Annotated in this window: 25 protein-coding genes and 1 riboswitch; of the genes, 3 read left to right on the forward strand and 22 right to left on the reverse strand. The window is 47.8% G+C overall.

Annotated features, from left to right (window positions below):
* Window positions 1-707: 707 nt before the first annotated feature.
* The 16 genes from purD to K7399_RS10725 form a co-directional block, all read right to left on the reverse strand.
* On the reverse strand, window positions 708-1979 hold the full coding sequence (purD, locus tag K7399_RS10650) for a phosphoribosylamine--glycine ligase (RefSeq protein ID WP_028976613.1): 1272 nt from the start codon (window positions 1977-1979) through the stop codon (window positions 708-710).
* A gap of 30 nt (window positions 1980-2009) precedes the next feature.
* A complete protein-coding gene (gene purH / locus K7399_RS10655; protein ID WP_028976612.1) occupies window positions 2010-3554 on the reverse strand; it encodes a bifunctional phosphoribosylaminoimidazolecarboxamide formyltransferase/IMP cyclohydrolase in 1545 nt (514 codons plus the stop codon).
* Window positions 3555-3689: 135 nt separating this feature from the next.
* Window positions 3690-4259 carry a phosphoribosylglycinamide formyltransferase gene (gene purN / locus K7399_RS10660; protein WP_028976611.1) on the reverse strand — a complete coding sequence of 190 codons (570 nt, stop codon included), beginning with the start codon at window positions 4257-4259 and terminating at the stop codon, window positions 3690-3692.
* Window positions 4249-5292 (reverse strand): phosphoribosylformylglycinamidine cyclo-ligase, encoded by a 1044-nt coding sequence (purM, locus tag K7399_RS10665; protein ID WP_028976610.1) that lies wholly within the window; start codon window positions 5290-5292, stop codon window positions 4249-4251. Before purM ends, purN begins: the two co-directional genes overlap by 11 nt.
* 10 nt (window positions 5293-5302) lie before the next feature.
* Window positions 5303-6727 carry an amidophosphoribosyltransferase gene (gene purF / locus K7399_RS10670; protein WP_223362301.1) on the reverse strand — a complete coding sequence of 475 codons (1425 nt, stop codon included), beginning with the start codon at window positions 6725-6727 and terminating at the stop codon, window positions 5303-5305.
* A complete protein-coding gene (purL, locus tag K7399_RS10675) occupies window positions 6703-8925 on the reverse strand; it encodes a phosphoribosylformylglycinamidine synthase subunit PurL (protein ID WP_028976609.1) in 2223 nt (740 codons plus the stop codon). Before purL ends, purF begins: the two co-directional genes overlap by 25 nt.
* Window positions 8906-9598: a phosphoribosylformylglycinamidine synthase subunit PurQ gene (gene purQ, locus K7399_RS10680; protein ID WP_028976608.1), complete on the reverse strand. Its 693-nt coding sequence runs from the start codon at window positions 9596-9598 to the stop codon at window positions 8906-8908. The genes purL and purQ overlap by 20 nt, the downstream gene beginning before the upstream one ends.
* A complete protein-coding gene (purS, locus tag K7399_RS10685) occupies window positions 9595-9846 on the reverse strand; it encodes a phosphoribosylformylglycinamidine synthase subunit PurS (RefSeq protein WP_010024447.1) in 252 nt (83 codons plus the stop codon). Before purS ends, purQ begins: the two co-directional genes overlap by 4 nt.
* Complete coding sequence (purC, locus tag K7399_RS10690; RefSeq protein WP_128167052.1) at window positions 9843-10553, reverse strand: phosphoribosylaminoimidazolesuccinocarboxamide synthase; 711 nt, start codon at window positions 10551-10553, stop codon at window positions 9843-9845. Before purC ends, purS begins: the two co-directional genes overlap by 4 nt.
* Before the next feature lie 43 nt (window positions 10554-10596).
* Entirely contained in the window at window positions 10597-11895 is a 1299-nt protein-coding gene (purB, locus tag K7399_RS10695; RefSeq protein WP_010024449.1) for an adenylosuccinate lyase, read from the reverse strand.
* Complete coding sequence (gene purK / locus K7399_RS10700) at window positions 11892-13043, reverse strand: 5-(carboxyamino)imidazole ribonucleotide synthase (RefSeq protein ID WP_128167054.1); 1152 nt, start codon at window positions 13041-13043, stop codon at window positions 11892-11894. Before purK ends, purB begins: the two co-directional genes overlap by 4 nt.
* Window positions 13040-13528: a 5-(carboxyamino)imidazole ribonucleotide mutase gene (purE, locus tag K7399_RS10705; protein ID WP_010024451.1), complete on the reverse strand. Its 489-nt coding sequence runs from the start codon at window positions 13526-13528 to the stop codon at window positions 13040-13042. The genes purK and purE overlap by 4 nt, the downstream gene beginning before the upstream one ends.
* A 188-nt stretch (window positions 13529-13716) precedes the next feature.
* Window positions 13717-13818: riboswitch (purine riboswitch) on the reverse strand.
* 88 nt (window positions 13819-13906) lie between these two features.
* A complete protein-coding gene (locus K7399_RS10710; RefSeq protein WP_081791739.1) occupies window positions 13907-14083 on the reverse strand; it encodes an NETI motif-containing protein in 177 nt (58 codons plus the stop codon).
* 146 nt (window positions 14084-14229) lie between these two features.
* Window positions 14230-14508: a hypothetical protein gene (locus tag K7399_RS10715; protein ID WP_028976604.1), complete on the reverse strand. Its 279-nt coding sequence runs from the start codon at window positions 14506-14508 to the stop codon at window positions 14230-14232.
* 218 nt (window positions 14509-14726) lie between these two features.
* The gene (locus K7399_RS10720; RefSeq protein WP_028976603.1) at window positions 14727-16034 is read right to left on the reverse strand and encodes an NCS2 family permease; all 1308 of its coding nucleotides are present in this window, start codon (window positions 16032-16034) and stop codon (window positions 14727-14729) included.
* Between the two features lie 367 nt (window positions 16035-16401).
* On the reverse strand, window positions 16402-17523 hold the full coding sequence (locus K7399_RS10725) for a TcaA second domain-containing protein (RefSeq protein WP_128167056.1): 1122 nt from the start codon (window positions 17521-17523) through the stop codon (window positions 16402-16404).
* A gap of 263 nt (window positions 17524-17786) precedes the next feature.
* On the opposite strand from K7399_RS10725, the gene K7399_RS10730 reads away from it, so the two are divergent.
* A complete protein-coding gene (locus tag K7399_RS10730; RefSeq protein WP_128167058.1) occupies window positions 17787-18851 on the forward strand; it encodes a DUF5105 domain-containing protein in 1065 nt (354 codons plus the stop codon).
* 169 nt (window positions 18852-19020) lie between these two features.
* Here K7399_RS10730 and K7399_RS10735 read toward each other — a convergent pair whose 3' ends face one another.
* Both K7399_RS10735 and K7399_RS10740 read right to left on the reverse strand, forming a co-directional pair.
* Window positions 19021-20271 (reverse strand): MFS transporter, encoded by a 1251-nt coding sequence (locus tag K7399_RS10735; RefSeq protein ID WP_128167060.1) that lies wholly within the window; start codon window positions 20269-20271, stop codon window positions 19021-19023.
* A gap of 67 nt (window positions 20272-20338) precedes the next feature.
* Window positions 20339-20899: an ArsR/SmtB family transcription factor gene (locus tag K7399_RS10740; RefSeq protein WP_028976599.1), complete on the reverse strand. Its 561-nt coding sequence runs from the start codon at window positions 20897-20899 to the stop codon at window positions 20339-20341.
* Between the two features lie 560 nt (window positions 20900-21459).
* Here K7399_RS10740 and K7399_RS10745 point away from each other — a divergent pair.
* A complete protein-coding gene (locus tag K7399_RS10745; protein ID WP_028976598.1) occupies window positions 21460-22464 on the forward strand; it encodes a D-2-hydroxyacid dehydrogenase in 1005 nt (334 codons plus the stop codon).
* 141 nt (window positions 22465-22605) lie between these two features.
* Here K7399_RS10745 and K7399_RS10750 read toward each other — a convergent pair whose 3' ends face one another.
* The 3 genes from K7399_RS10750 to K7399_RS10760 are packed head-to-tail and all read right to left on the reverse strand — an operon-like array spanning window position 22606 to window position 24920.
* A complete protein-coding gene (locus K7399_RS10750; RefSeq protein ID WP_128167062.1) occupies window positions 22606-23223 on the reverse strand; it encodes a TetR/AcrR family transcriptional regulator in 618 nt (205 codons plus the stop codon).
* Window positions 23224-24024 (reverse strand): ABC transporter permease subunit, encoded by an 801-nt coding sequence (locus K7399_RS10755; RefSeq protein ID WP_128167064.1) that lies wholly within the window; start codon window positions 24022-24024, stop codon window positions 23224-23226.
* Window positions 24021-24920 (reverse strand): ABC transporter ATP-binding protein, encoded by a 900-nt coding sequence (locus K7399_RS10760; RefSeq protein ID WP_028984171.1) that lies wholly within the window; start codon window positions 24918-24920, stop codon window positions 24021-24023. The genes K7399_RS10755 and K7399_RS10760 overlap by 4 nt, the downstream gene beginning before the upstream one ends.
* A 242-nt stretch (window positions 24921-25162) precedes the next feature.
* Here K7399_RS10760 and tlp point away from each other — a divergent pair, with 242 nt between their 5' ends.
* A complete protein-coding gene (tlp, locus tag K7399_RS10765) occupies window positions 25163-25390 on the forward strand; it encodes a small acid-soluble spore protein Tlp (RefSeq protein ID WP_028976594.1) in 228 nt (75 codons plus the stop codon).
* Between the two features lie 66 nt (window positions 25391-25456).
* Here the strand turns inward: tlp and bioB are convergent, their stop codons facing one another.
* On the reverse strand, window positions 25457-26446 hold the full coding sequence (gene bioB, locus K7399_RS10770) for a biotin synthase BioB (RefSeq protein ID WP_028976593.1): 990 nt from the start codon (window positions 26444-26446) through the stop codon (window positions 25457-25459).
* Window positions 26447-26464: the final 18 nt, after the last annotated feature.

Genomic DNA, 26464 nt, shown 5'->3' on the forward strand with positions numbered 1-26464 from the left:
GGGTAATAAGGGGAGGTTTTCCGTTTATTCAAAGCAAAATCCCCCATTTTCACGTTTTTCAAGTTGATAAGCGGAATCTCTCCGTCTATTTAAGCTTCTTTTTATTCTATTTTCTAATTAAGGGGAATTTTTCCGTCTATCTATTTATCGGATTGGGTGCTTAACCTGATCCACCAACCGATAAGTGCTGAGCCTCTCGCCAGATGCGCATACTTTCTTTACCTATTAGAAAAACCGGGCAAAAAGCGCCCGGTCCCTAATCTCCAACCATGTTTGATGGGCTCGTGTCTTTTCGGCGCTGAATCGCCGCTTCGGTTACTCGCTTGCCGCGGGCGCACCGCGAGCCTCCTCAGACAGGTAAGGTATCTGCGGAGTCTCGCTGGCACGCATCAACTAAGCGCGATCCCGCAGGCGCCAGAGCCCCTCCGCTTTGATTCTTGGCCAAGACACTGGTCTAATGGTTTGAAGCCAGGGCAAAATCATATACTTTCTTATCCTATGATAAAACTTGGCTTTGCCAAGCCTCTGACAAAGGCAAAGTCACCGCCCGCGACGGCCATGGACGGCCTAGTGTTCGGTGAGCCGCAGGACGCGGCATTCTACCGAACCACTTACACTCGTTTCCTTAAATCTTTTATTTTTTATACTCTCCTACCAGTGTAAAAAAACTGCCTCCACCTATTTAGGCGAAGACAGTTTCTTAGGGCTTATTCATGTTTCGAAGCTTCCAATGCATGATGGCCGATGTCTTTTCGAAAGAATACGGCATCGGTTTGGATGCTTTCGAGATCATTATTGACTGCGTCGCGAGCGGAACGCAGATCGTCACCGAGCCTGGTGACGAGCAGCACGCGGCCGCCATTCGTCAGCCAATCTGCGTCGGACTTTTTCGTTCCGGCGTGGAAAAGCAAGGCTTCTTCCGGGAGTGCGTCGAGATCACCAAGCTTTTGTGCTTTTTCGTAGCTGCCGGGGTATCCGCTTGACGCAAGCACAACGCCCACAGCTGTTTTTTCACTCCATGCGAGCTGTGGTTGCTTGCCGTCCAAAACGTCAAGCACCGTTTGCACGAAGTCCGACTCCAGCCGAGGCAGAACAACTTGTGTTTCCGGATCGCCGAAACGGCAGTTGAATTCGATCACTTTCGGTCCGGCCGCGGTCAGCATCAATCCGGCATAGAGCACACCGGTGAAGGAGCAACCTTCTTGAACCATGCCTGCAGCAGTCGGCTGAAGGATTGTCCGCACGGCCTCATCGACAATCGTTTGCGCGATTTGCGGAACCGGCGAGTAAGCACCCATGCCGCCGGTGTTCGGTCCTTGATCGCCTTCAAATGCCCGTTTATGATCCTGAGCAATGTCCAGCGGTACAACTTTTTCTCCATTCACCAAAGCCATCAATGAAAACTCTTCACCTTCAAGGTATTCCTCAATCACAACACGTGACCCAGCCTCGGCAAATTTCTTGTCCTTCATGATTGCTTTTAAACCGGCCGCAGCTTCTGCCATGGTCAACGCAACGATAACGCCTTTGCCGGCAGCGAGACCATCGGCTTTCAGCACGATTGGCGCGCCAACCTTTTGCAGATAGTCACTGGCTTCTGCGTAGTCGGTAAACGTTCGGTAGTGGGACGTTGGAATTTTATATTTTTCCATAATTGCTTTTGCAAAAGCCTTGCTGCCTTCAATTTGCGCCGCTGCTTTTGACGGGCCGAAAACGTTTAGACCTCTTGCTGCAAAAACGTCGACAATACCAGCGACGAGCGGTTGTTCCGGTCCAACAAGGGTCAGTTCAATCTGATTCTTTTCTGCAAAATCAGCGAGTGCTTCGAAGTCCATCAAATCGATGGGCACGCATTCGGCAACAGCCGATATGCCGTCGCTGCCCGGTGCAGCGTAAACCTGGTCAACAAGCTTGCTCTGCGATGCTTTCCAAGCCATCGCATGTTCGCGGCCACCGCCGCCGACAATCAACACATTCATGGTCGTTCTCCTTTCGAAAAGCGAATCAAATTAATGTTTGAAGTGACGCATACCAGTAAAGACCATCGCAATGTTGTATTTGTTGGCCATATCGATCGATTCTTGATCGCGGATCGAACCGCCCGGTTGGATGATTGCGGTGATGCCGGCTTTGGCCGCTTCTTCGACCGTATCGCTCATTGGAAAATAGGCGTCTGAGGAAAGCACGGCACCCTTTGTCTTTTCGCCCGCTTCTTCAAGTGCAATTTTCGCAGCGCCGACACGGTTCGTTTGACCGCCGCCCATGCCGACCATCAGTCCGTTATTCACCAGCGCGATGGCGTTAGACTTTACGTGTTTGACGATCGTCCAAGCAAATTTCAAGCTTTCCAATTCCGCTTCGGTCGGCCTGCGGTCGGTGACGACTTTCAGATTTTCTTCAATGTCCGCGTAGCCCTTGGTGTCTAGATCCTGAACAAGCATGCCGCCGCGAACGGATGTATATTGGGCAAACTCTTGATTGTCATCCGTGAATTTGACTTGCAATAGACGCAGATTTTTCTTCTTATGTTCCAAAATGGCAATCGCTTTCTCAGAATAAGAAGGCGCGATGATAATCTCGAGGAAAATGCTATGCAGCTTTTCAGCTAAGGCGGCGTCTACTTCCCGATTTAACGCGACAATACCGCCGAAAATCGAAACCGGATCCGCTTCATACGCTTTGTCATAGGCTTCGTTAATAGTTTCGCCAATCCCAATACCGCATGGATTCATATGCTTGACGGCAACGGCAGCCGGTTGCTTGAATTCCTTGACAATACCGAGAGCTGCATCTGCGTCGCGAATGTTATTGTAAGAAAGTTCTTTACCATGGAGTTGTTTCGCAGCTGCGATGGTCGATTCGTTTTTAATCGGTTCGCTGTAGAAAGCAGCCATTTGATGCGGATTTTCACCGTAGCGAAGCGCCTGCTTCTTTTCATAAGTCAGGGTCAGCTTTTCCGGGAATTCTTCGCCGACTTGTTTGGTAAAGTAGTCGGCAATTAATGCGTCGTAAGCCGCTGTGTGGCGGAACACCTTGGCGGCCAGCTTCTGTTTCAATGCAAAAGGAACCTCTGCGTTTTCATCGAGGCTTTCGGCAACCCGATCATAATCTGCCGGATCGCAGACAACGGTAACGCTGCGATGATTCTTCGCTGCGGAGCGGAGCATGCTCGGCCCACCGATGTCAATGTTCTCAACGGCATCATCATAAGCGACATCCAGTTTTGAAATCGTTTCTTTGAAAGGATACAAGTTGACCACAACAAAATCGATCGGCTGAATGCCGAGATCCTTGATCGCATCCATATGTTCTTTTTTGTCGCGAACCGCTAAAAGGCCACCGTGAACGGCCGGATGCAACGTTTTGACGCGTCCGTCAAGAATTTCCGGAAAATCTGTGATTTCGCTGATCGACATCACCGGAATCCCGGCGTTTTCAATCGCTTTTTTGGTACCGCCGGTTGAGATGATCTCAATTCCCGCATCGACTAATTTTTGTACAAAATCAATAAGCCCTGTCTTGTCAGAAACACTGACTAATGCTCGTTTTGCCACTTCGCTACTTCCTTTCTTTTTTCAATCCGCATAGTTTTCTATTTATCTAGTGTCCTGTTATTTATGAGTGCTGATGAAATCAAGATTCTCTTTAACTTTCGCAGTTTTCGCTTTAACTCCTACTGGATCGTTTGATCACTCGCTGAGCATTTTCGCGATGGTTGCCGGGTACAGCTTGTGCTCGGTTTCGTGAATGCGTGCTTCCAGTGTCTCGATCGTGTCATCGTCCTCGACCGGGACTGCCGCTTGGGCAATGATCGGTCCGGTATCCATGCCTTCGTCAACGTAATGGATCGTGATGCCGGTCATTTTGACACCTTTGTTAAACGCTTGACCAATGGCATCGAGTCCGGTAAAAGACGGAAGCAAGGATGGATGAATGTTAATAATCCGATGCGGGTAGGCTTCAAGCATGACTTTGCCGAGAATCCGCATATAGCCGGCGAGAAAGATATAAGCAACCTCATGGGCACGGCAAGCATCCGCGATCACCTGCTCAAATGCTGCTTTCGACGGGTAATCATTTCGGGAGACAACCAGCGTGTCAATCCCTGCTCTTGCGGCACGATCAATGACCGCAGCGTTCGGCTGATCGCAGACAACCAATTCGATTGTTGCCGGAATCTGCCCCGAGTGAATGGCATCGTTGATCGCTGTGAAATTGGTTCCATGACCGGATGCGAAAACGGCTAGTTTATGCTTCATCGACATTCACCAGCGTCAATTCTTGACCTTCGAGAACTTTTCCGACGACTGCAGCTGAGGACTCTCCAGCTGCTTTTAAAACCTCAATCGCTTTTTCGGCATCCTCTTGGGCAACCGCCAAAATCAAACCAAGTCCCATGTTAAACGTATGGTACATATCATCCAGCTGCAGATTACCGAGCTGTTTCAACCAGTCAAATACAGCCGGGCGTTTCCATGAAGAAACATCCAGTTCCGCAGTTAATCCTTCCGGGAACATGCGCGGAACGTTTTCGTAAAAACCACCACCGGTGATGTGCGCGATCCCGTGCACGTCCACCGATTTCAGCAATTCCAGCACCGGTTTCACGTAAATTTTTGTCGGCCTCAGCAGGACTTCCCCGATCGTTTTATCTGGCTCCGGTGTATAGGTGTCGCTGTAGGCAAGCCCAGCATCGGCAACAAGTTTGCGGACAAGCGAGAAACCGTTGCTGTGAATACCGCTTGAAGCGAGTCCGATCAGAACGTCACCCGTCTTCACCTGATCGGGCTTGATCATTTTAGACTTTTCAACGGCACCGACCGAAAATCCGGCAATATCATAATCATTTTCATCATACATCCCCGGCATTTCCGCGGTTTCACCGCCGATTAGGGCGCAACCCGCTTGCGTGCAGCCTTCAGCGATCCCCTTGACGATTGCTTCCGCCTTCTCCGGCTTCAGCGCTGAACAGGCAAGATAGTCTAGAAAATAGACCGGTTCGGCCCCTTGGGTGATGATATCATTCACGCACATCGCCACGGCGTCGATGCCGACCGTATCGTGGCGGTCGGTTGCGATGGCGATCATCAATTTGGTGCCGACACCATCTGTTCCCGATACAAGCACCGGTTCTTTCAAATTCAATTGAGACAAATCAATTGCACCGCCGAAGCCGCCCAATCCGCCCATGACTTCAGGGCGGAAGGTACGCTGCACGTGCTTTTTGATGCGTCCCACCGTTTCATAACCGGCTTCAATGTTCACGCCGGCTTTTTTGTATGCATTCGCCATGATGCCCTCCTCAGACAAGCAGTTCTTTTTCGTGCGGCAGAACCGTATCCGGATAGATTTCTGTCGGATACTTGCCGGTGAAGCAGGCCATACACTGCCCGCAGTTCTTCATTGCCGGATCGCGTCCGATTGCTTTCTGCATCCCTTCAACACTCAGGTAGACGAGCGAATCGGCGCCGATCATTTCACGAATGTCTTCAACAGAATGCGTCGAAGCGATCAATTCTGACGATGTTGAGGTGTCGATTCCATAGAAGCAAGGGTGTGTGATCGGCGGCGAGCTGATGCGTACATGAACTTCGGTTGCGCCCGCATCGCGCAACATGCCGACAATCCGGCGGCTGGTTGTCCCGCGGACAATCGAATCGTCGACCATAACCACGCGTTTGCCCTCAACAATCGCCCGAACTGCGGAAAGCTTCATTTTAACCCCTTGCTCGCGCAATTCCTGAGATGGCTGAATGAACGTGCGGCCGACATAACGGTTCTTAATCATGCCCAGTTCGTAAGGAATGCCTGTTGCTTCTGCATAACCGATGGCGGCTGAGATACTCGAATCTGGAACACCGGTGACCACATCGGCTTCAACCGGAGCTTCTTGCGCAAGCATGCGACCGAGGTTCTTCCGTGCGGCATGGACATTAATGCCCTGAATATTGCTGTCGGGCCGTGAGAAGTAAATGTATTCCATGCTGCAGATTGCCGGTTCGGTTCGTGTCGTAAAGAAGTCCGAGTGAAGGCCTTCATTGTCGATCACAATAATTTCCCCCGGCTTCACATCGCGCACATATTTTGCACCGATTAAATCAAAGGCGCAAGTCTCTGAAGCGACGACCCAAGCATCGCCAAGCTTTCCAAGCGAGAGCGGACGCAGGCCATGCGGATCAAGCGCAGCGATCATTTGATGCTCGGTCAGCATCGTCAGTGCATAGGCACCTTTGATGATCGAAAGTGCATGCTTGACACTTTCGAGAAAATTATCGGCATAATCGCGTTTAATTAAGTGCGCGATGACTTCAGTATCGGAAGTCGTCTGAAAAATACTGCCGCGCTCTTCCAGCTCGCCTTTCAACTTATGCGCATTGACGAGGTTCCCGTTGTGAGCCACGGACAAGGAATCTTTCTGCGAACGAAAAACAAGCGGCTGCACGTTGGCGCAGATGTTACCGCCCTGCGTCGAATAGCGGACATGCCCAATTGCGGCGAATCCCTTATCCAGCGCATCCAGCGTTTCATTATCAAAAACATCATTGACGAGCCCTAGCCCTTTATGATCGTAAAGCGCTTTACCATCGGTACTTGCAATACCGGCGCCTTCCTGACCACGGTGTTGCATGCTGTGCAGGCCATAATAAGCCAGTTTGGCTGCTTTCTCATGACCCCAAATACCAAAGACGGCACATTCTTCATTCAGTTCTTTGCCGACATAATGCATGACAGAGCCCCTCTCCATTCGTTTTCAAGTTCATTTCGATTCAGAGTAATGGTTGACGATGCAAAGGCTAAGTTCAGATTTTCGCTGCGCGTCACGCTGCCGACGAGCACGGCATCATCAATGAGCGCTTCAAAATCGTTCTTAGCAGCTTCAGGGACTGTAATTAAATAGCGAGACTGTGTTTCTGAGAAAAGTTCAACATCCGGATCTGTAGCAAAGCGAAGGTCGCAGCCGAATGCTGTGCCGAATACCGATTCCGCAAGTGCTGCTGCAAGTCCGCCTTCTGAAACATCATGGGCGGAAGCAACATAACCGGCTTTGATCGCTCCAAGCACTTTTTCCTGTCGGCTTTTTTCCAGATCAAGATCAAGTGCAGGCGCTTTTCCACTGGCTTCGCCGTCCGTCATGATTTGCAACGCGCTGCCGCCGAATTCGGGCTTCGCTTCGCCGATGACGTACACCGCGTCGCCTTCATTTTTGAAAGGAGCGGTCATCACATGATCCAAATCTTCAACGAGACCGACCATCCCAACAACTGGTGTCGGGTCGATGGCGCCGCGGTCCGTTTCATTGTACAAGGAAACGTTGCCGCTGATGACCGGCGTATTCAAGTATTCACAGGCTTTGGCCATCCCTTTAACCGATTCATCGATCTCCCAGAACACTTCCGGATTTTCCGGGCTGCCGAAGTTCAGGCAGTCGGTGATCGCAAGCGGACGTCCGCCTGAGCAGACGATGTTGCGTGCTGCTTCGGCCACGGCAATTTTGCCGCCAACGTTGGGATCAAGCGCAAGATACTTTGCATTGCAATCGGTCGTCATCGCTAAGCCCTTCTTCGTACCACGCACGCGAACGACTGCCGCGTCCGAACCCGGGGCAACAACCGTGTTCGTTTGTACCATGTAATCATATTGGCGTGTCACCCATTCTTTCGACGCAAGGGTTGGCTGACCAAGTAATTTTTTAATCGTAGCTGCGTAGTCCACAACTTGCGGCTTCCAGGCAGGCGTATTCTGATTGGCCGTATAACTTGCCGGAACCTTGGATGGCATATGACGAACAGGGGCCGACGCTAGTGAATCTGAAGGCACGTTGGCAACAATCTTGCCTTTGTGTTCCAGACGAAGCACTTCTTCTTCGATCACTTCGCCAACAGCCACAGCATGCAGTCCCCAGCGAGCGAAGATCTGCTTGATTTCTTCCTCGCTGCCTTTCTTAATGACGATCAGCATCCGTTCCTGAGACTCGGAGAGCATCATTTCATAAGGCGTCATTTCCGTTTCACGCTGCGGAATCAAGTCGAGATTCATGTGAATGCCAACGCCAGCTTTTGCGGCCATTTCACTTGCAGAAGAAACAAGTCCTGCCGCGCCCATATCTTGAATACCAACAAGGGCTTCATGTTTGGTCAGTTCAAGGCAAGCTTCAACCAGCAGTTTTTCCATGAATGGGTCGCCGACCTGAACGGCTGAACGCTTTTCATCGGATTTTTCAGAGAGCTCTTCGGAAGCAAACGTCGCACCGTTAATGCCGTCACGTCCGGTGCTTGCACCAACATACATCACGGTGTTGCCGATTCCGCGCGCCTGTCCGACTTGAATGTCGTCGTGACTCATAATACCGATGCACATCGCATTGACAAGCGGATTGCCATTGTAGCACGGATCGAATTGCAGCTCGCCGCCAACCGTCGGGATGCCGATGCAGTTGCCGTAGCCGGCAATCCCGCTGACGACCTCTTCAAAGATGTAGCGGACCCGAGAACTCTCCAATTCCCCAAAACGGAGCGAATCGAGCAGAGCCACCGGGCGTGCACCCATCGAGAACACGTCGCGGATGATGCCGCCAACACCGGTTGCAGCGCCTTGGTAGGGCTCGATTGCTGAAGGGTGATTGTGGCTTTCAATTTTAAACACAACCGCTTGACGGTCGCCAATGTCGACAATGCCGGCACCTTCACCGGGTCCTTGAAGAACGTGTTCACCGGTCGTTGGAAAATATTTCAGTACCGGTTTCGATGTCTTGTAGCTGCAGTGTTCCGACCACATCACGGCAAATAACCCGGTTTCTGTGTAATTCGGTTTGCGGCCGAGCAAATCGATAACCTTTTGGTATTCCTCTTCAGTCAGACCCATTGTCCGGTATACTTTTTCTTGTTCAATCTGCTCTGGTGTCGGTTCAAGATGTGTAAGCGGCATGTGTGGATTCCCTCCAATGTTTTAAAATCGACTGGAATAGGCGCAGACCGTCCTCGCTTCCAAGCAAGGCGTCTGCCGCGCGTTCCGGATGCGGCATCATGCCGAGCACGTTGCCGGTTTCATTGATGATGCCGGCGATATCGGCTCTTGAACCGTTTGGATTTTCGCCAGAGTAAGTAAATACGATCCGGTTCTGGTCTTCGAGTTCTTGAAGCGTTGCGTCATCGCAGTAGTAATTGCCTTCGCCGTGAGCAATTGGAATGCGAATGATTTCGTTTTGGTCATATTGGCTTGAAAATTGTGTTTGATTATTTTTAACTTGGAGATTGACCGTCTCACAAATAAATTTCAGGTTTTTATTCTTCAGCATTGCGCCCGGGAGCAATCCGGATTCAAGCAGAATCTGAAAGCCGTTGCAGACGCCAAGTACCGGCTTGCCTTCTTGCGCTGCCTTGACAACAGCCGGCATAATTCCGGCAAAGCGTGCAATAGCGCCGGAACGCAAGTAATCGCCATAGGAGAAGCCGCCCGGAATCATGACTGCGTCATAGCCGTCAAGGGAGGTTTCCGCATGCCACACATAGTCGACTTCTTCGCCTAGTCCGTCTTTGATCGCATAGTACATGTCTTGATCGCAGTTGGAGCCGGGGAAAACAATGACCGCGGTTTTCACGAATGAACCTCCTCCTCAATTTCATAGCGATAATTTTCAATAACGGTATTGGCGAGCAGCTTATCACAAATCGTATCCACTTCTTCAGCGACATTAGCCGAGTCATCGAGCTGCAATTCAATATATTTGCCGATGCGCACGTCCTGAACATTCTTGTAGTCCATGTTGTGCAGTGACTGCATAACCGCCTGACCTTGAGGATCAAGCACGCTTTCTTTCAATGTAATGAATACCTTCACCTTTTTCATTTGACATCCTCCAAGCGCTTTAGAAGTTTTTCATAGGTTTCCGGAAGATCGGCGATATTTCGGCGGAACACGTCTTTATCCAGCTTTTCATGCGTTTCTTTATCCCACAGGCGGCAGCTGTCCGGTGAAATTTCATCAGCCAGTACAATCGCGCCTGTTTCCTTTAGTTTGCCAAATTCCAGCTTAAAGTCGACAAGCAGAATGCCTGCTTCTGCAAAAAAGTTTTGCAGCGCGTCATTGATACTCAATGCTAGGCGACGAATTTCAACAAGTTCATCCTTCGTTGCGATTTCCATTGCCAGCGCATGGTCGCTGTTGATCATCGGATCGCCGAGTTCATCGCTTTTATAGTAAAATTCAATGATCGTGCGTCCGAGTGACTCGCCTTCATCGATGCCGAGCCGTTTGGAAAGGCTGCCGGCAACGACATTTCGAACAACAACTTCAATTGGAATAATGTTGACTGCTTTGACCAGCTGTTCATTCTCAGAAATCGTGTCTACGTAATGCGTCGGAACACCGTTTTTTTGCAGCATCTTGAAGATCTTCGTGCAAATGGCATTATTCAGGCGACCTTTGCCGTCAAACGACGCCTTTTTTTGACCGTTGAATGCGGTTGCGTCATTCTTGTAGACAACCCGCAGGACATTCGGATCATCCGTTGTGAACATTTGTTTGGCTTTTCCTTCATATAAAAGCTGAGTCATGTTATTTTCCCCTTTTCGCTTTTCGTACGGATCCCTGCTTGGATCAGTCGTTCAAACCTAAACGTTCAAAGATGAAGTCAACATTTTTCAGGTGATAGGTTGCGTCAAAACACGCATCAATCTCTGCTTGCGACAGTTGGCCAGTAATCCGTGTATCGGCTTCCACGATTTGCTTAAACGGTGTTTCCGTCTCCCATGATTTCATCGCATTCGGCTGCACAATGTCATAGGCTGCTTCGCGGCTCATCCCTTTTTCAATCAATGCCAGCAGGACATGCTGCGAGAAGATCAAGCCAAAGGTGCGTTTCATGTTCCGTTTCATGTTTTCCGGGAAAACGGTCAGCTTTTCCAGAATGTTGGAGAAGCGATTCAGCATGTAGTCGAGCCCAATCGTTGCGTCCGGCAGGATGATGCGTTCTGCTGAGGAGTGAGAGATGTCGCGTTCATGCCAAAGCGGCACATCATCATAGGCAGTCGTCATGTAGCCGCGAATCACGCGAGCAAGTCCGCACATATTTTCTGAACCGATCGGGTTGCGTTTGTGCGGCATTGCCGACGAACCTTTTTGCCCTTTAGCGAAATACTCTTCAACTTCGCGCACTTCCGAACGTTGCAGGCCGCGGACTTCAACCGCGAATTTTTCAATCGAAGTCGCAATTAAGGCAAGAACGGACATGTAATGGGCATGGCGGTCACGCTGCAGTACCTGTGTTGAGATCGGCGCCGGTTTGATGCCGAGATGTTCGCACACATACGTTTCAACACGCGGGTCAATGTTCGCATAAGTGCCGACCGCACCGGACAGCTTGCCGAATTGTACTTCGTCCGCAGCACGTTTGAAACGGACGAGGTTGCGTTTCATTTCTTCATACCACAAAGCCATGACCAGACCAAATGTTGTCGGTTCCGCGTGGACGCCGTGCGTACGCCCCATCATAACCGTGTTCTTGTATTTTTTCGCTTTCTGACGAATCACTTCAATGAAGTGTTCGATATCTTTTAAAAGAATGTCGTTTGCTTGCTTGAGCAAGTAGCCTTGAGCCGTATCCACAACATCCGTTGAAGTTAAGCCATAGTGCACCCATTTCTTTTCTGCGCCAAGCGATTCAGAAACCGTTCGCGTGAAGGCAACAACATCATGACGCGTCTGCTGTTCGATTTCATGAATGCGTTCCACGGTAAATGTTGCGTTCTTTCTCAGCTTTTCAACGTCTTCTTTTGGAATTTCTCCGAGCTCGGACCAGCCTGCACAGGCAAGTATTTCTACTTCAAGCCATGCCCGATACCTGTTTTCTTCCGTCCAAATTGCGCCCATTTCCGGCCGCGTGTAGCGATCAATCATGAATGCTTACCTACTTCCTGTTCAATTTTCCATATCCCTATTTGTTCTGCTTTCTCTATTGCTTCATCCACCGTATCGCCGAGAATGGTGAGATGCCCCATCTTGCGACCGGTTTTCGCCGCATCTTTTCCATAGAGGTGAAGATGAGCGGAGGATAATTCACTGATTTTGTCTAAAACCGGCTGAACATGCTGGCCGAGAATGTTAACCATGATGACCGGTTTGAGCAACTGCGCGCTAGCAAGTGGTAACCCGCAAATCGCGCGGATATGCTGCTCAAATTGCGATGTCTCACAAGCATTAATTGAAAAATGCCCCGAGTTGTGCGGACGAGGCGCCGTCTCATTAACGTACACCCTGCCGTCCGTGCCGACAAACATTTCGACGGCAAGCGTGCCGACGAGATGAAGGGCTTCCGCAAGCCGGAGCGCATGTTGCGTCGCTTCTTCGCGGAGGTTATCGGATATTCTCGCCGGCACAAGGGTATGATGCAGGATATTATGACGATGTATATTCTCAGCAACCGGAAAAACCGAGGTTTCGCCGGTGGTGCTGCGTGCAACAATAACAGAGATTTCTTTTTCAAATGGAAGCCATTTCTCAAGTTCAAAAGGGGTTTTGCCAATGTAAGGCAGTGCTTCTTCTAAATCGGCTTTCGACTTTAAGACATATTGTCCCTTGCCGTCATAACCACCTTGGGTTGTTTTCAGAACCGATGGAAAACCGATTGTATCGATCGCTTCTTCTAATTCCTTGGTATTACGAACCGGCATGTAGGGGGCAACCGGTAAGCCTGCGCTTTGGATTGCCGCTTTCTCATTCAGCCTGTCCTTGGTTATTTCAAGCAAGTGGCCGCCTTGCGGAAGATAACTGTTCTCCTGCAGGTAGTCCACTGTCTTGACGTCGACATTTTCAAATTCATAGGTAACGACATCGGCGACGTCAGCCATTTTTTTGGCGGCATCCGGGTCGTCATAATCAGCGGTGATGACGCTGCCCGCAACTTGCGCGCAGGGACAATCTTCAACCGGGTCGAGAACAGCGATGCGATAGCCCATTTGTTTGGCGCTGATCGCCATCATTCGTCCTAATTGTCCGCCGCCGAGAATACCAATGGTTTGTCCCGGCAGGATTGTTTTCTGATTCATTCCAGCTCACTCCCTTTTGCTTTATCAGCAAGAGATTCCCGATAAGCTTCGAGCCGATTCTTCAGGTTTTCATCAAAGGCGGAGAGGATTTGCGCGGCAAGCAGTCCGGCATTTTTCGCGCCTGAATCACCGATTGCAACCGTTGCAACCGGAATACCGGCCGGCATCTGAACAATGGACATTAACGAATCTATCCCGTTCAACGCCCGTGATTTAACCGGAACGCCGATGACCGGCAAGGTCGTTTTCGCTGCGGTCATGCCCGGCAAATGAGCTGCTCCGCCTGCACCGGCGATGATCACTTTCAATCCGCGTTCGCGCGCCGACGCTGCATATTCAAACATGAGATCAGGTGTGCGGTGCGCGGAGATCACTTTTTTTTCATAAGGAATATCCATCGCATCCAAAATGTCGCACGCGTTCTTCATTGTTTCCCAATCCGAACTGCTTCCCATAATCACGCCTACTACTGCTTGACTCACCATACTGCCTCCCAATAAATTCTGTTCAAAAAGTCAGGTGAAAGCGACAGCTCTTGCATGTTGCCGATCCTTCGCGACACAATTGAACCTAGTCAAAATCCAGACAATAAAAAGCCCAGAACAGCTGTTTTCCTGTACATGAAGAGAAAACAACCGTCTGGTCTCAGGCCGCGGGCAGCGGTCAAAACAAAACGTTACCATTTTCCCTTCATAGTCCGGCAATTTACGGTCGCCAGGTAGAAACAGTTGGGCCAAATTCCCAAAAATATATGAGGGTTCGTTTTTCATTTTCGACACTCTCATCATATCAGCACTATTCGCCGGATGTCAACCGGAATTATCGAACATTAAACAAGGGAAATGAATTTATTGTTCGCCTTTTCAAGGCATGCGTTTGCCCTCTAAGATACATTGTCGGCCAATACATTCAGGACCTGATGGAGTTTCGCGAAAGACTGGTTTCTCGATTCTTCTCACCGGCAGGTAGCCTTCCCGCTTCATTCGATCAAGGCATTGTGCCAAGCTCTCATGATCACCGACTGTAAACTGCTTTTTCAAAAAGAGGCTGTCCGAATGCTTTTCTTTGCGTTTGCGCATATTTTTCACCGCTTTGCTATGATCATTCATCACGTGCGCGCTTAAAAATTCACTGTCTTCAGTATACCAAGAGCTCGCAAGTTTCGACAGCAATCGGTCGCACGTATTTAGTGAAAATAAAAAGCGAGCGCTACCACACCTAAAGCAATGAGCGTCAATCCAACAACCCCGGTCACAGAATGGATAACATAGCTCGGAATCCGATCTAAGATTTTTCCTTCAATCGTCATCGCAATGCTTACTGATTCATCTTTCCCCTGTTCATGTTCAGCATCTTTGAGTAAAACATCTGCTTTTTTCCTCATAATAGCGTTCAGAAAAAAACTTGCACTCAGCACGAACAGACCAATGAGCCATAAAAGGATGGCAAGCAGAATCGCAGCCATGAGCAACACGTCCTTTATCTAAGGTTATGTTTAGCATGTGTAAGCTGCTGATTCGCTATGCAGTACTCATCATCAACACTTTGACCGGATGATGCGTGATGAAGACCGGATTACTCATCATAAAGACCGAATTATGCGCCACAACGACCGGATTCCAGGCAGAGAAACGTAAAAAAGCCCTCTCCAGTATTAGTGGAGAAGGCTCGATGCGCGCTTCGTTAAATCAGCGCGAAGAAAACGATAAAGACAAAGAACAAGAAATAAACAATTGGATGAATTTCTTTTGCACGTCCGGCAGCAACCATTGTAATCGGATAGATAATGAAGCCGAGTGCGATGCCGTCAGAAATACTGTAGGTCAGCGGCATACCGATCACGGTCAGGAATGCCGGTACAGCAATTTCAAATTCATCCCAAGGAATCTGTTTCAATGCGCTTGCCATCAGGACACCAACAATGATCAGCGCCGGTGCCGTTACTTGCGGAGTAACAACGGCCAGAAGCGGCGAGAACAACATACCAAACAGGAACAGAATCCCCGTTACTACCGCTGTGAATCCGGAACGTCCGCCGACAGCAATACCGGTTGATGATTCAATGTATGCAGAAGTCGGTGAGGTACCCAATACAGAACCCGCAAGCATTGAGGTTGAGTCGGCAAGCAATGCTTGACCGACACGCGGCATTTTATTATTTTTCATGAAGCCTGCTTGTTCAGCAAGTCCGATCAGCGTTCCGGCCGTATCGAAGAATGTGACAAGCAAGAAGGTCAGAACAACAATCGCCAGCTGCATCGTGTTAATATCCGGAACATGCGTGATTGCTTGGCCGAATGTCGGTGCAAGACTTGGCGCAGGCGAGATGATCTGCGACGGCAGTGGGATCAATTTAAAGACAATCCCTGCGATCGAAGTCAGAACCATACCGATAAAAATTGCTCCCGGGACTTTGCGAACCATTAGAATAACCGTAACGATCAAACCGAAGATGGTCAGCCATGTTGTGCCGACGTTCAGCGGACCAAAAGCAACCGTTGTCGCCTTGTCGGCAACAATCAGACCGCCTTCATGAAGGCCGATGAATGCGATAAACAAGCCGATACCTGCAGCCATTGCAAGCTTCAAACTTTGCGGAATCGCATCAATAATAATCTCACGCAGTTTGAAAACCGTAATCAGAACAAAGATGATCGAAGCGATGAATACGCCGGCAAGCGCGGTTTGCCACGGAATCTTCATGCCGATGCAGACGGAATAAGCGAAGAATGCGTTCACGCCAAGCCCCGGTGCAATGGCAATCGGATACTTGGCAACAATCCCCATGATTAAGCAGCCTAGCGCGCTGGCAATGGCCGTTGCTGTAAATACCGCACCCTTGTCCATTCCAGAAGCACCAAGAACACTTGGATTGACAAATAGTATGTACGCCATTGAAATAAAAGTCGTTAAACCAGCAAGTGTTTCACGACGCAGCGTTGTGTTCAACTCGGAAAAATGAAAATAGCGAGATAACCAATTTTCGTTCACAATAATCCCCCTTAATGCTGTATTGTTGTCCTGAACCGACGTTCGTATTCTTCAATGCGCAGCCTTTTCCGTATCAAGGTCATAAGATCATAAGAAAATAAAAAAGCTTCAAGACTATTGAAGCAAAAGAATTAATGCAGAAAACCACACCCATTGAACAATCGATCCAACGTCTGGAACAAAACAAAACTATCTTTAACAGTGTTCATTATATCAGCATGGTTGTTCGCACGTCAACGAAATAACGAACACTTGGCATAATTATTATCCAAACGTTCGGAAATTGCCGATTTCTCTTAATGGTTCATGCGCGTTTCGCGCAGGTCACGAACGAACACTCACTCAGCGCACTGTTTGAACGCGCTGCCTACAAATCTGTCCCGCTATCTGCACCCCAAGTATGCAGCTGCGGGTGATCAATCGTCCACTGCTGTTTCTTCGGCCATTCCGATGCAGCCTGCTTGGTTATATAGTTGTCGGAGAGTCCACTTACAAGCCAATGTTTTTGGGTGGTGTCATAGATGAGACGGAACGTGATGCCCCGATTATAGGAAGCGTCCTTCTGCTCTTTGCCTTTTTTTAATGTATAGCCAAATTTATAGGAGACAACCGTGTCCACGGACACATTCCACTGATTGCCGTAATGAGTGATCGTTAAACTGTCCGGATCGGCAAGCATGCCCAAATAAGCGGATTGCATCCCGTCCAGCTGATCTTTAAGTGCCGCGAATTCTCGGATGCGAAGCGCAGACTGCGTCTTAGCGAGCGTCTCGGTCGCCGAGGGCAGCTTTTGCGGCGCATAGTCCGAAGTCTCCCAATCCGATACTTCCGCATTGAACTGATTGATTCGGTCAAAGACTGCTTTTTGCAGCGATTTGGCATGAGCCATCCACGCTTCGGAGTCAACGTGAAGCGATACCTCCTGATCCCAAACAGAAATTTTTGCATTCTTCATAAATATGCCTAGATCATTGGTCAATTGCTGCTTTATTTTATAATTACCTGGAAGAATCGGTCCATAACTGTTGCCCTTTCTAAGGATTCCACGCTCCGAAGTATTGAGCGCAAGCACTTCTCCTTCGCGCAGTCCGTATACGGTGATTGATTGCGGTTCTACTTCTATTTTGTACTTTTTAAAGAAAAGGAACTGCCTTCCATCCTCAGAAAGCTGCAGGACTCCATCTCCATCCGTATTTTTTTCCCCTGCCTGTTCCGTCAGGCTTTGCGTCACTTGACGCGCCGCGCTTTTATTTGAACGCAAATAAGCCAGAAGCGCCTGGGTGGATGCCTTGGTGATCGGCACATTCTTATCCCCCGTTATGAGGAGCGGCTTCAAGGCTGCCGCATCATTCTCATTCACTGCCTGCTTGAAATCCTCAACCACATTTTTTGGAGATGTCTTGGCCCAGCCGATTCCGATTGAAATCAAAAGTGCGAAGAATACCACACTGCTGCCTATGATGATCTTGATGCATTTGTTCCATTCCATCGCCCTCACGTCTCCTCCCCTATTTTCTCATTCTATGCAGTTTTGGGCTGATCCAAGCCGTCTTTCACTTAAATTTTTCCCAGTCATTTGAAACGTCCCTTCATTCAAAAAATGAATGAGCAGCAGTATCGAATGATTGCACCTGCCCTTGTTTCGTCTCTCCATCGTTAGGTCAAAAAGGACAAACTGATCGATTCTATTTATCCAATTCATGACATAGAACTGACCGTAGACTTTTGTGAAGATTTTATGACAGGAGGTCGATGATCATTAAACGCAAGCTTCTTTTCATCCTCGGACTCGCGCTGCTTCTCGTTATTGCCGGGTGCGGCGGATCAGGTTCCAAAAAAGAAGAGGGCAAGACCAGCGTGGCCACATTGAAGGTCAAAAGCGGTGAATTCATTACGATGAACAGCCAGGAAAATACGGATGACAGCGCACTTCTCGCTTTGCAGATCAGCATCACCAACAACTCAGACAAGTCGCTCGACCTCTTGAGCGATGACTTCTCACTTTATGATCCAAACGATGAGAAGGTATCGGTCGATGAAGCCATTTACGACGCGCCTGATGACTTCAAAATGCTGAATACAGATGGTTTGGCAAAAGGGAAAACGGTAACCGGATACCTCCCGTTCCGGGTTGCGAAAAACAAGTCCTATGAGCTGCATTATCAGCCGAGCGTCTATGAGGACAGCAAACAGGCAGATGAAATTGTCGTGAAAATCAATACGAAAAATTATAAAGATCATAGCGGGGAAGCAAAAGATGCGCTGGACGCATACGTACAGACCGTTTTCTTTGCGAAAGACGTCAGTAACTATTCAAAATGGGTTGCAAATGACGCTGCCAAAGAAAAACAACGCTTGAAAGAACGCTTTATTAAGAATATGGGCAGCACACTGGATGATCAGCTTTCCAATCAGCAAAAAAATCAAATTTACACCAATTTTATTGCGGCCAATCGTGAGAAAGGCAGCGTTACGTTGAAAGTCAACACCGCTTTTCCAAATTCGGCTGTTGTCGAAGTCACACCCAAAGTCTTGTATCTTGATGATATGTACGATGAGGTTCAAGATCTGAAGGATCAATTTATCGATGACAACCGCGGCGCATATTCCGATTACAATGCTGCAATGAAAGGATGGTACGCATACGTTGCCAAAAATTTTGGCGAAGTTTTCAAAAACAATGAAGCGCGTACCTCGGACAATGCTTACAAAATCAACCTGAAGAAGCAAGGCGATAAATGGGCTGTTGATTCAGAAAAGCGTAGCGACAACTATGACTATGAAGACCTGCTCAGTGAAATGACCGGCGGCTATTAATGAAGCGATTTGCAGCACGATAAGAAACCGGATTGCCGCACACGATCCGGTTTCTGAATGCGAAGGATAGGGACAACAACGATTGCCAATCGTTGCCTCGAGCAAGAACTTCCCCATCCATTCTAATTCCACTTGATCTACTCAAACAATAAATTCAATTGAGCGCTTCTTAATCAAAATTTCGAATGGCCGGTGCAAACAAAATAAGTGCGGCAGCACCTACACTCACACTGCTCATTATGGTTATCGCTCCAATTCCGCCGAGCACGCCCGCCAGCCATCCGGTCATTAAATAGCCGAGTGGCAAAAGCGCAAAAGATCCGACCATATCAATGCTAGCGACACGCCCAAAGACCTCAGGGGAAACAAGTTCCTGCATACTTGTTTCCCATATTAAACCGAAAATCATGACCCCTGCACCTTCGACGATCATTAATAAAACAAACAAGAAGGAATGATGCGCATAAGGCATTAGCCATAACGCGAGTCCTGCGATTAGAATGCCGCTATAACCGATCATGCCACGATGCCGCCATTGTTTTCGCATTCCGAAAAAGAATGCAGCTGCAATAGAGCCGAATGCTGCGCCCGACATGGTTAACCCATACATATAATTGGGTAAATGCGCATGGACTTTGATCAGCCATGGCACGAGCACCGTAATCATACCGGATAAACAAATATTAGCAAAGCTGAAAAAGACAATCGTTACCCATAGCCATGTATTCTTTTTAATCACTTGAATTCCTGCAAAACATTCATGAACAAACGTTTCCTTCCGGCTCTTCCTTTTTTCAACGCTGCCTTCTTGTACTAAAAACATGAGGCAAAGAAACGAGAGAAAAAATGTACATGCATCAATACCGAAGCCAAGCGTGGCCGATGCAAAACTTACGATCAGCCCGCCAATCGACGGTCCGATAAGACGCAGTAACTGTTCGCTGAATTGGTTGAGCGCATTGGCTGCGTTGCGAATATCAGAGACAAATATCCTTGCTCTCATTGCCGCAAAGGCTGGTTGAAACAGGCCGTTCATTAACCCCATACCAGCTATAATCACGATTAAAACCGGAAGCGACAACCGTCCAAAGGTGCCGAGCGTCATTAAACCCATCATGAGCAGAAACCGAATCAGATCTGCAATCTGCATGATTCTTATGCGATTGAAACGATCGACAATGACCCCGGATACCGGAAGGATTAAAACCACCGGAATCATATAGGCTGCCATGATCGTTCCCATTGCCATTGGGGAATCGGTCAGTTCATAAACGAATAAGGGTAAAATCACATTGGTAATCGCGGATCCGAACGTTGACAGAGCGTTGCCGATCCATAAACTGCGAAACGCTTTGGATACCGCCAATGGTCTAAAAAATTCCGGGTATTTTTGTTTCTTTATCAATTGGTTTTGAGGCATAGGATCACATCCAGAATAATATTGTTATACGTACAAAAATATTTGCACGTTAATCCAAAAAAAATACTTACTGATCTTGCGTAGGAAAGAATGAGAGGCTGGTATAAAACGTTTTCGTCTTTTCTTGTGTGCTTCGGTTGCTTTTGCTCTGCATATACGTATAAATAGCTTTAATTTTTTGCTCGACAACTTTTGCTTCATGATCCGTTAGACGTGCTTGAAAAGGAATAAATAGAAATTTACGCGCCTGAAGATCAGAACGTGCGATATTCTTGCGCAGCGCTTCCAATGCGCAAAATGCATTTTCCTTAAGCACATTATCCAAATCGGGAACAGTCTCCCCGTTGAGTAGCGATGCAACCTTCTCTAACGAAATGTTTTCAGCAATTGGCTGATAAAACTTTTGCTGGATCCCGTTCTTTAGCTCCGTTCTCACAACTCTGATTAATCCGACACGTTCCAATTCTGTTAAGTGATAACGCACTTTGGAAGGCGCCATATGTAATTCTTCCGAAAGGATTTTCCCTGTCTTCTCATGATCCGATAAGGACCATATGATTTTAACCCTTAACGGATCGCTAAGCACTTTTAGCTGATCAAGATTAGAGAGATAAAAAACATCCTCCATTTTCATTCGCCCTCCTTGATCCCAATGCGCAATTTTTTTTGCACGTTCAATAAAATTATAATACGTAATGTGTATGAAAAATGCAACTTGTTTTTTTGATTGGGAAAGATGATAAAAACATTTTTCTTTTCAAAAGCATGGGCGAAACTTCAGTTGACCCGATCATCCGTTTTCCTAGCTATGAATGGTCTTATCCCACGACCACGAGGATTAATCCCCAAAGGCATTTGACTGCTCCCCCACGAAAGCCCGCTTTTTCATTTAAGGAAGCGGGAGCGGGTTTTCGTGTCTAAAAAGGTAAAGTGTAGAATGAATCGACAAGATTAAATAGAAACAGGAAAGCGGACCTTTTCGGGGGACTGCTTTCCTGTTTTCTTTCACTTTTTCGCATACACATTTTACCACGTTAAAGCATATATGCTTTACATCGCGTCATTTACAGCAGCGCAAGGATTCGATACACTAGCTGTGGGATTTTCAAATGTATGAATAAAGAAAAAAGGATTTCGAAACGACTAAGGATGATCATCACTCGAAAAATAGATGGAGGTTGAACGACGATGAAGCTATTCATGTATGGTGTTCAGGCCCATGAAAAGGAAATCATCCGCGCGTGGGCAGATGCGCATGCCATTGACATTGAAACAACCGCAGATTTTCTCTCGGAAAAAACGGTGGATCGAGCCAAAGGTTATGACGGTATCTGCATCCAGCAGCCGGTTCCATTAGGCGCTGCAAAGCTCTATGCCGCACTAAAAAGCTATGGCATCAAGCAGATTGCGACACGAACAGCAGGCTACGATATGATTGATCTTCAAGAAGCAGAAAGAAATGAATTGATCGTCACCAATGTCCCGGCCTATTCGCCGTATGCAGTGGCAGAACTCGCCGTCACCCAAGCGATGCAGCTCGTGCGTCATGTCTCGCAATTCCAAAAAAGGATCGCGGACAACGATTTTCGTTGGGACGGTTTAATGTCCCGGGAAATACGCTCAATGACTGTCGGCATCGTCGGTACCGGCCGCATTGGCGTGACAGCTGCTCAGCTCTTTAAAGGGCTCGGTGCTAAAATCATTGGTTTCGACCAGTATCCGAACGACCGCTTAAAGGATTTAATTGAGTATCGTTCGTCACTCGAAGAGGTACTCAAAGAAGCGGACATCGTATCGCTGCACACCCCGCTCTTTGATTCGACGCGCCATATGATCAATGCGCGCACGCTTAAATTAATGAAAAAAAGTGCTTATCTGATCAACATTGCACGCGGCGCACTCATTGATACCGAAGCCTTGATCGATGCACTGGAAAGCGGCGAAATTGCCGGTGCAGCACTGGATACCTTTGAAAATGAGACGGTCATCAACAAGAAATTAAGCGGACAATCGCTTAATGATCCGCTTTTAGAAAAACTGATCGCCATGGACCAAGTGCTCTTAACCCCGCATGTCGGCTTTTTCACCGAAACGGCAATACGCAACATCGTTGACGGCGCATTAAACAGTGTCCTTGAGGTTTTGCAAACCGGGACCAGCAAAAACCGTGTGAAGCCGGCTGTCACTCAATAAGTTTTTGAGAAAAACGAGGCTAAGTGTGATCCATAAACAGGGTTGAATACACTCCCGCTTGCTCGCTTGCCGCGGGCGGATGAGCCAAATAGCAACACGCAGAAAAGGGCCATGACCCTTCACAGTCATGACCCTTTTTCTTTATTCAGAATCGCTTTTCAGCAAGCCGCGCAAGCTCATTTTCAGCATAGCCAAGAATTGATTAATGATGGGTTTTAGCTCTTCAACCGTTGAATCAGGATGGGTTTGCGAGTACGCCATCGCGCGTGTCATATAGTAAGTGTAATGCGACTCGAACACTGCCTGAAGAACATCAGCATCAACATCTTCTTTAAGATCCAGATTGGTCACGATTTTTTTAAAAAACTGCGGTGCAACAGATGTGAGTTCCCTTAGCAACCGTGTCATTTTATCGGAAAGCTCTTTTGGCGGACGTGTAAACGCCGCCATCAGCATCTGATAAACATCCGGGTAGTCATGGAAGAATTGAAATTCCAAGGTACAGTAGTGCTTGAGCTTTTCGATCAAGTCGCCATCAAAGTTCCACTGCGTATAGTTGAGCTCTGTTTCCGATATCTCGAGTGCGTAGTTGACACTCGCTTCAAAAAGCTTTTCTTTCGATTCATAATAGTGAAAGATCAACCCTTTTGAGACCATTGAGGCTTTTGCGATCTGATTCGTCGATGCACGGTCGAATCCTTTAACCGCAAACTCGTGAATGGCCGCGGTCAAAATGGCTCTTTCTTTCGATTCCTCCATTTATACGTTCAAATCCTTCCTTCGGTAGATCCAGAACGTGAGCAATCCCGCCACAACAATCACAACAAGATCGATCACAATATAATTCCACTCAATCCCGCTTTTAAAGATCGTGCTCGGCAGCGCGGCGTCAACAGGTGAAGCGTAGAGCAACCCTTTGAAATCATTATTCATTTTTCCGACAACGCCAAGGATAAACGTAAGAAAAACAAGACCAAGAGACAGCGATGTCGCCGATTTATTCGAAGACAAAAAGGCGGAGAGCAGAAAGCCAACCGATAAAAAGGTCAAGCCCATCACCCATCCGGCAAAAGTCAGCTGTGTAAATCCGTCAAAGAGATCGGAGACCGAAGCTCCCGTTTCCTTAAACATCAAGCAGACAAGATAAGCGATCGCCATCGATACTAACCAGTATAAAGTATAGAGAACTGTGTTGGCGAGCATTTTTTCACCCACAATAGCGATCCGTGGAATCGGCTGGGAGAACAGATAGCTGATCGTTCCTTCCGATTCTTCGCGCGACAGTGCATTGGTGCCCAGCATCGCAGCAAAAATTCCGGTTGCGAGCATCACGTATTGGTACTCATAGCCAAAATAGCCTTTTATCGTGGTCAGCATGCCCAAATCAGACAGGTTGAATGCTTTCATCATATCCTTAGGCATCGCTTTCATCTGGTCAAGCCCCATATCCTTCATTGCCGGGAATAAGGAAACGAGGCCTAACGTCAAAATACCGACGACAATCATCCAAATGAGCAGTGTTTTGCAATGCGTTTTGCATTCCAGTCGAAAAAGTGTCATAACCGTTCACCCTCCTGACGTTCGTACATCGCCATAAATTGTTCTTCCAAATCACGATTTGCAACCGTCACATCGTCAAGCTGCGGAGACAAATTGGATAAAGTCGAAAAAAGTTGTGCCATATTGCCTTCATACGTAAAGCGTGCTTCGTGATCTGTTTTTTTCACGCATGTTGCGCCGATCTTTTCCATCACGGCAATCGGAAGCTGGTCGGCTTTTACTGTAATGACCTTTACGTTTTGGTTAACCTGGGTCAGATCCTCGACCCCGATCAGCTTACCGCTGCGGATAAAGGCGATCCTCGAGCAGTAATCCTCAACTTCTTTTAGATTGTGGCTCGACAGGAAAATGGTGACACCCTGTTCCTGCTTTTCTTTGAGCACTCGGAACAAGCGTGCATGGATCAGTGGGTCAAGTCCGTTCGTCGGTTCATCCATAATGATTAATTCCGGATGATGGATCAATGCGCAAACGAGCGCTACTTTTTTCTTATTGCCCAGCGACAGATCGCCGAATTTCTTCTGTGGATCAATTTGGAAAAGATCACAATAGCGTTTCAGCTCGGCCGAATCGCCTTTCATGTGGTGAAAATCCAGCGTGTAGCGGAACAAATCGCGCACGCGGAGCTGCGGATAGAAACGTACATCGCTCGGCACATAGCCGATTTGTTTCTTCACATCCAAATCATGCTCCGGCACATTTTTTCCCAGTAGTTTGATTTTACCGCCACTGCTTTTAATAAAATTCAGCATCATATTCATCGTTGTTGATTTCCCCGCACCATTCGGTCCGATAAATCCAAAAAATTCCCCTTTTTCTACCGTGAACGAAACATCATTCACGGCGACAAACTTGCCAAACCGTTTGCTGATATGACTCAGTTCAATAACCGGCATGTTTGTGTACCTCCCTTTTAGACCTGCGTGATTCTTTTACCTTGTGCACGCGCGTTGACCAATTGGTCAATGACACTATACCATGTGTTGACCAGATGGTCAATCCCCGATCGAATCGTTCAAATTTTAGCAATCGCACGCAGCAAACTGCGCCTAAAGACCGCAAATGGAACAGGATCGATTTTACAGTATAGCCTTTGCTGCATGCTGCATAATAAAAAACGATTAGGGGGGATAATCAAATGGCAAAACCGGATGATCGTTCGGATAATTGGGGAAAAATTGCACACAACATCGGCAATACACTGCAGAACATCAACGAAACTGAGGATTACCTCAAGGCACACGGCGATAAAGTAAGCGAAGAAGAAAAACGCCAGCTGCTTGAAAAGAATCAGCGCCGCGTGGAAAGTGTCCACGGACTCCGCGAAGAAATTAAAGATGAAGCACGATTTAGCAAAACCCATTAACGTGAAAAGAAGGTGCCGCAACGTCTCGATTGACGATGCAGCGCCTTCTTTCATGGTCTGATGTGCTCAAATTTTTGTTTCAACGGCTTTCGTTTCAATTGAAAAGCCAAGATCTTCAATCATTTGATAATCTTTTGTCGTATCCTGACCTTTTGTCGTCAGATAGTCACCGATGAAAATCGAATTGGCGATATAAAGACCGAGATTTTGCGACGAACGCAGATTTACTTCGCGCCCACCGGCAATACGAATTTCCTTTGTTGGATTAATAAACCGAAAAACCGCTAAAATCTTTAAGCATCGATTTGGATTCAGTTCATCCATGTTTTCCAGTTTCGTACCCGGAATCGGATTCAAAAAGTTAATTGGAATGGAATCGGCATCCAGTTCCTTTAAAGCATAAGCCATGTCGATAATATCGGCGTCTGTTTCACCCATGCCGCAAATCACTCCGGAACATGGCGAAATTTTGGCGTTTTTCACTGCCTTAATCGTTGCGACACGATCCTGATAATGATGTGTGGTCGCAATTTGGTCATAGTGAGAAGCGTTCGTATTCAGGTTGTGATTAAAGCGATCCACACCCGCCGCTTTTAACGCTTTGGCCTGCTCCCCATTAATCAAGCCAAGACACGCACAAATTTTAATAGGCATTTCCTTTTTGATCTTTTTGACTGCCGAGCAGACAGTGCGCACTTCGCGCGGCGAAGCCTTTCGTCCGCTCATGACAATGCAATAGGTTCCGATCTGATTCTCATAGGCCTGTCTTGCTCCTTGAACAATCACATCCTCGCTCACCAATGGATAGGCGTCGATTGACGTTTCGGCGTAAATCGATTGGGAACAATAGGCACAATTTTCGGCACAGCGGCCGCTTTTCGCATTAATAATCAGATTTAATTTCATCGCCGTTCCATAATAATGTCTGCGCAATTGGTATGCCCCGTAGACAAGATCCAGTGTTTCATCATCTGCGACCCGGAGCATTTCCTGCGCTTCGCTGCGTGTACAGGCGTAACCGCCAATCACACGCTGCGCAAGATGATACCATTTCACAACGATCCCTCCCCGATT

Origin of the sequence: Sporolactobacillus terrae (assembly GCF_019930545.1) — a bacterium.
Taxonomy (GTDB): Bacteria; Bacillota; Bacilli; order Bacillales; family Sporolactobacillaceae; genus Sporolactobacillus; species Sporolactobacillus terrae.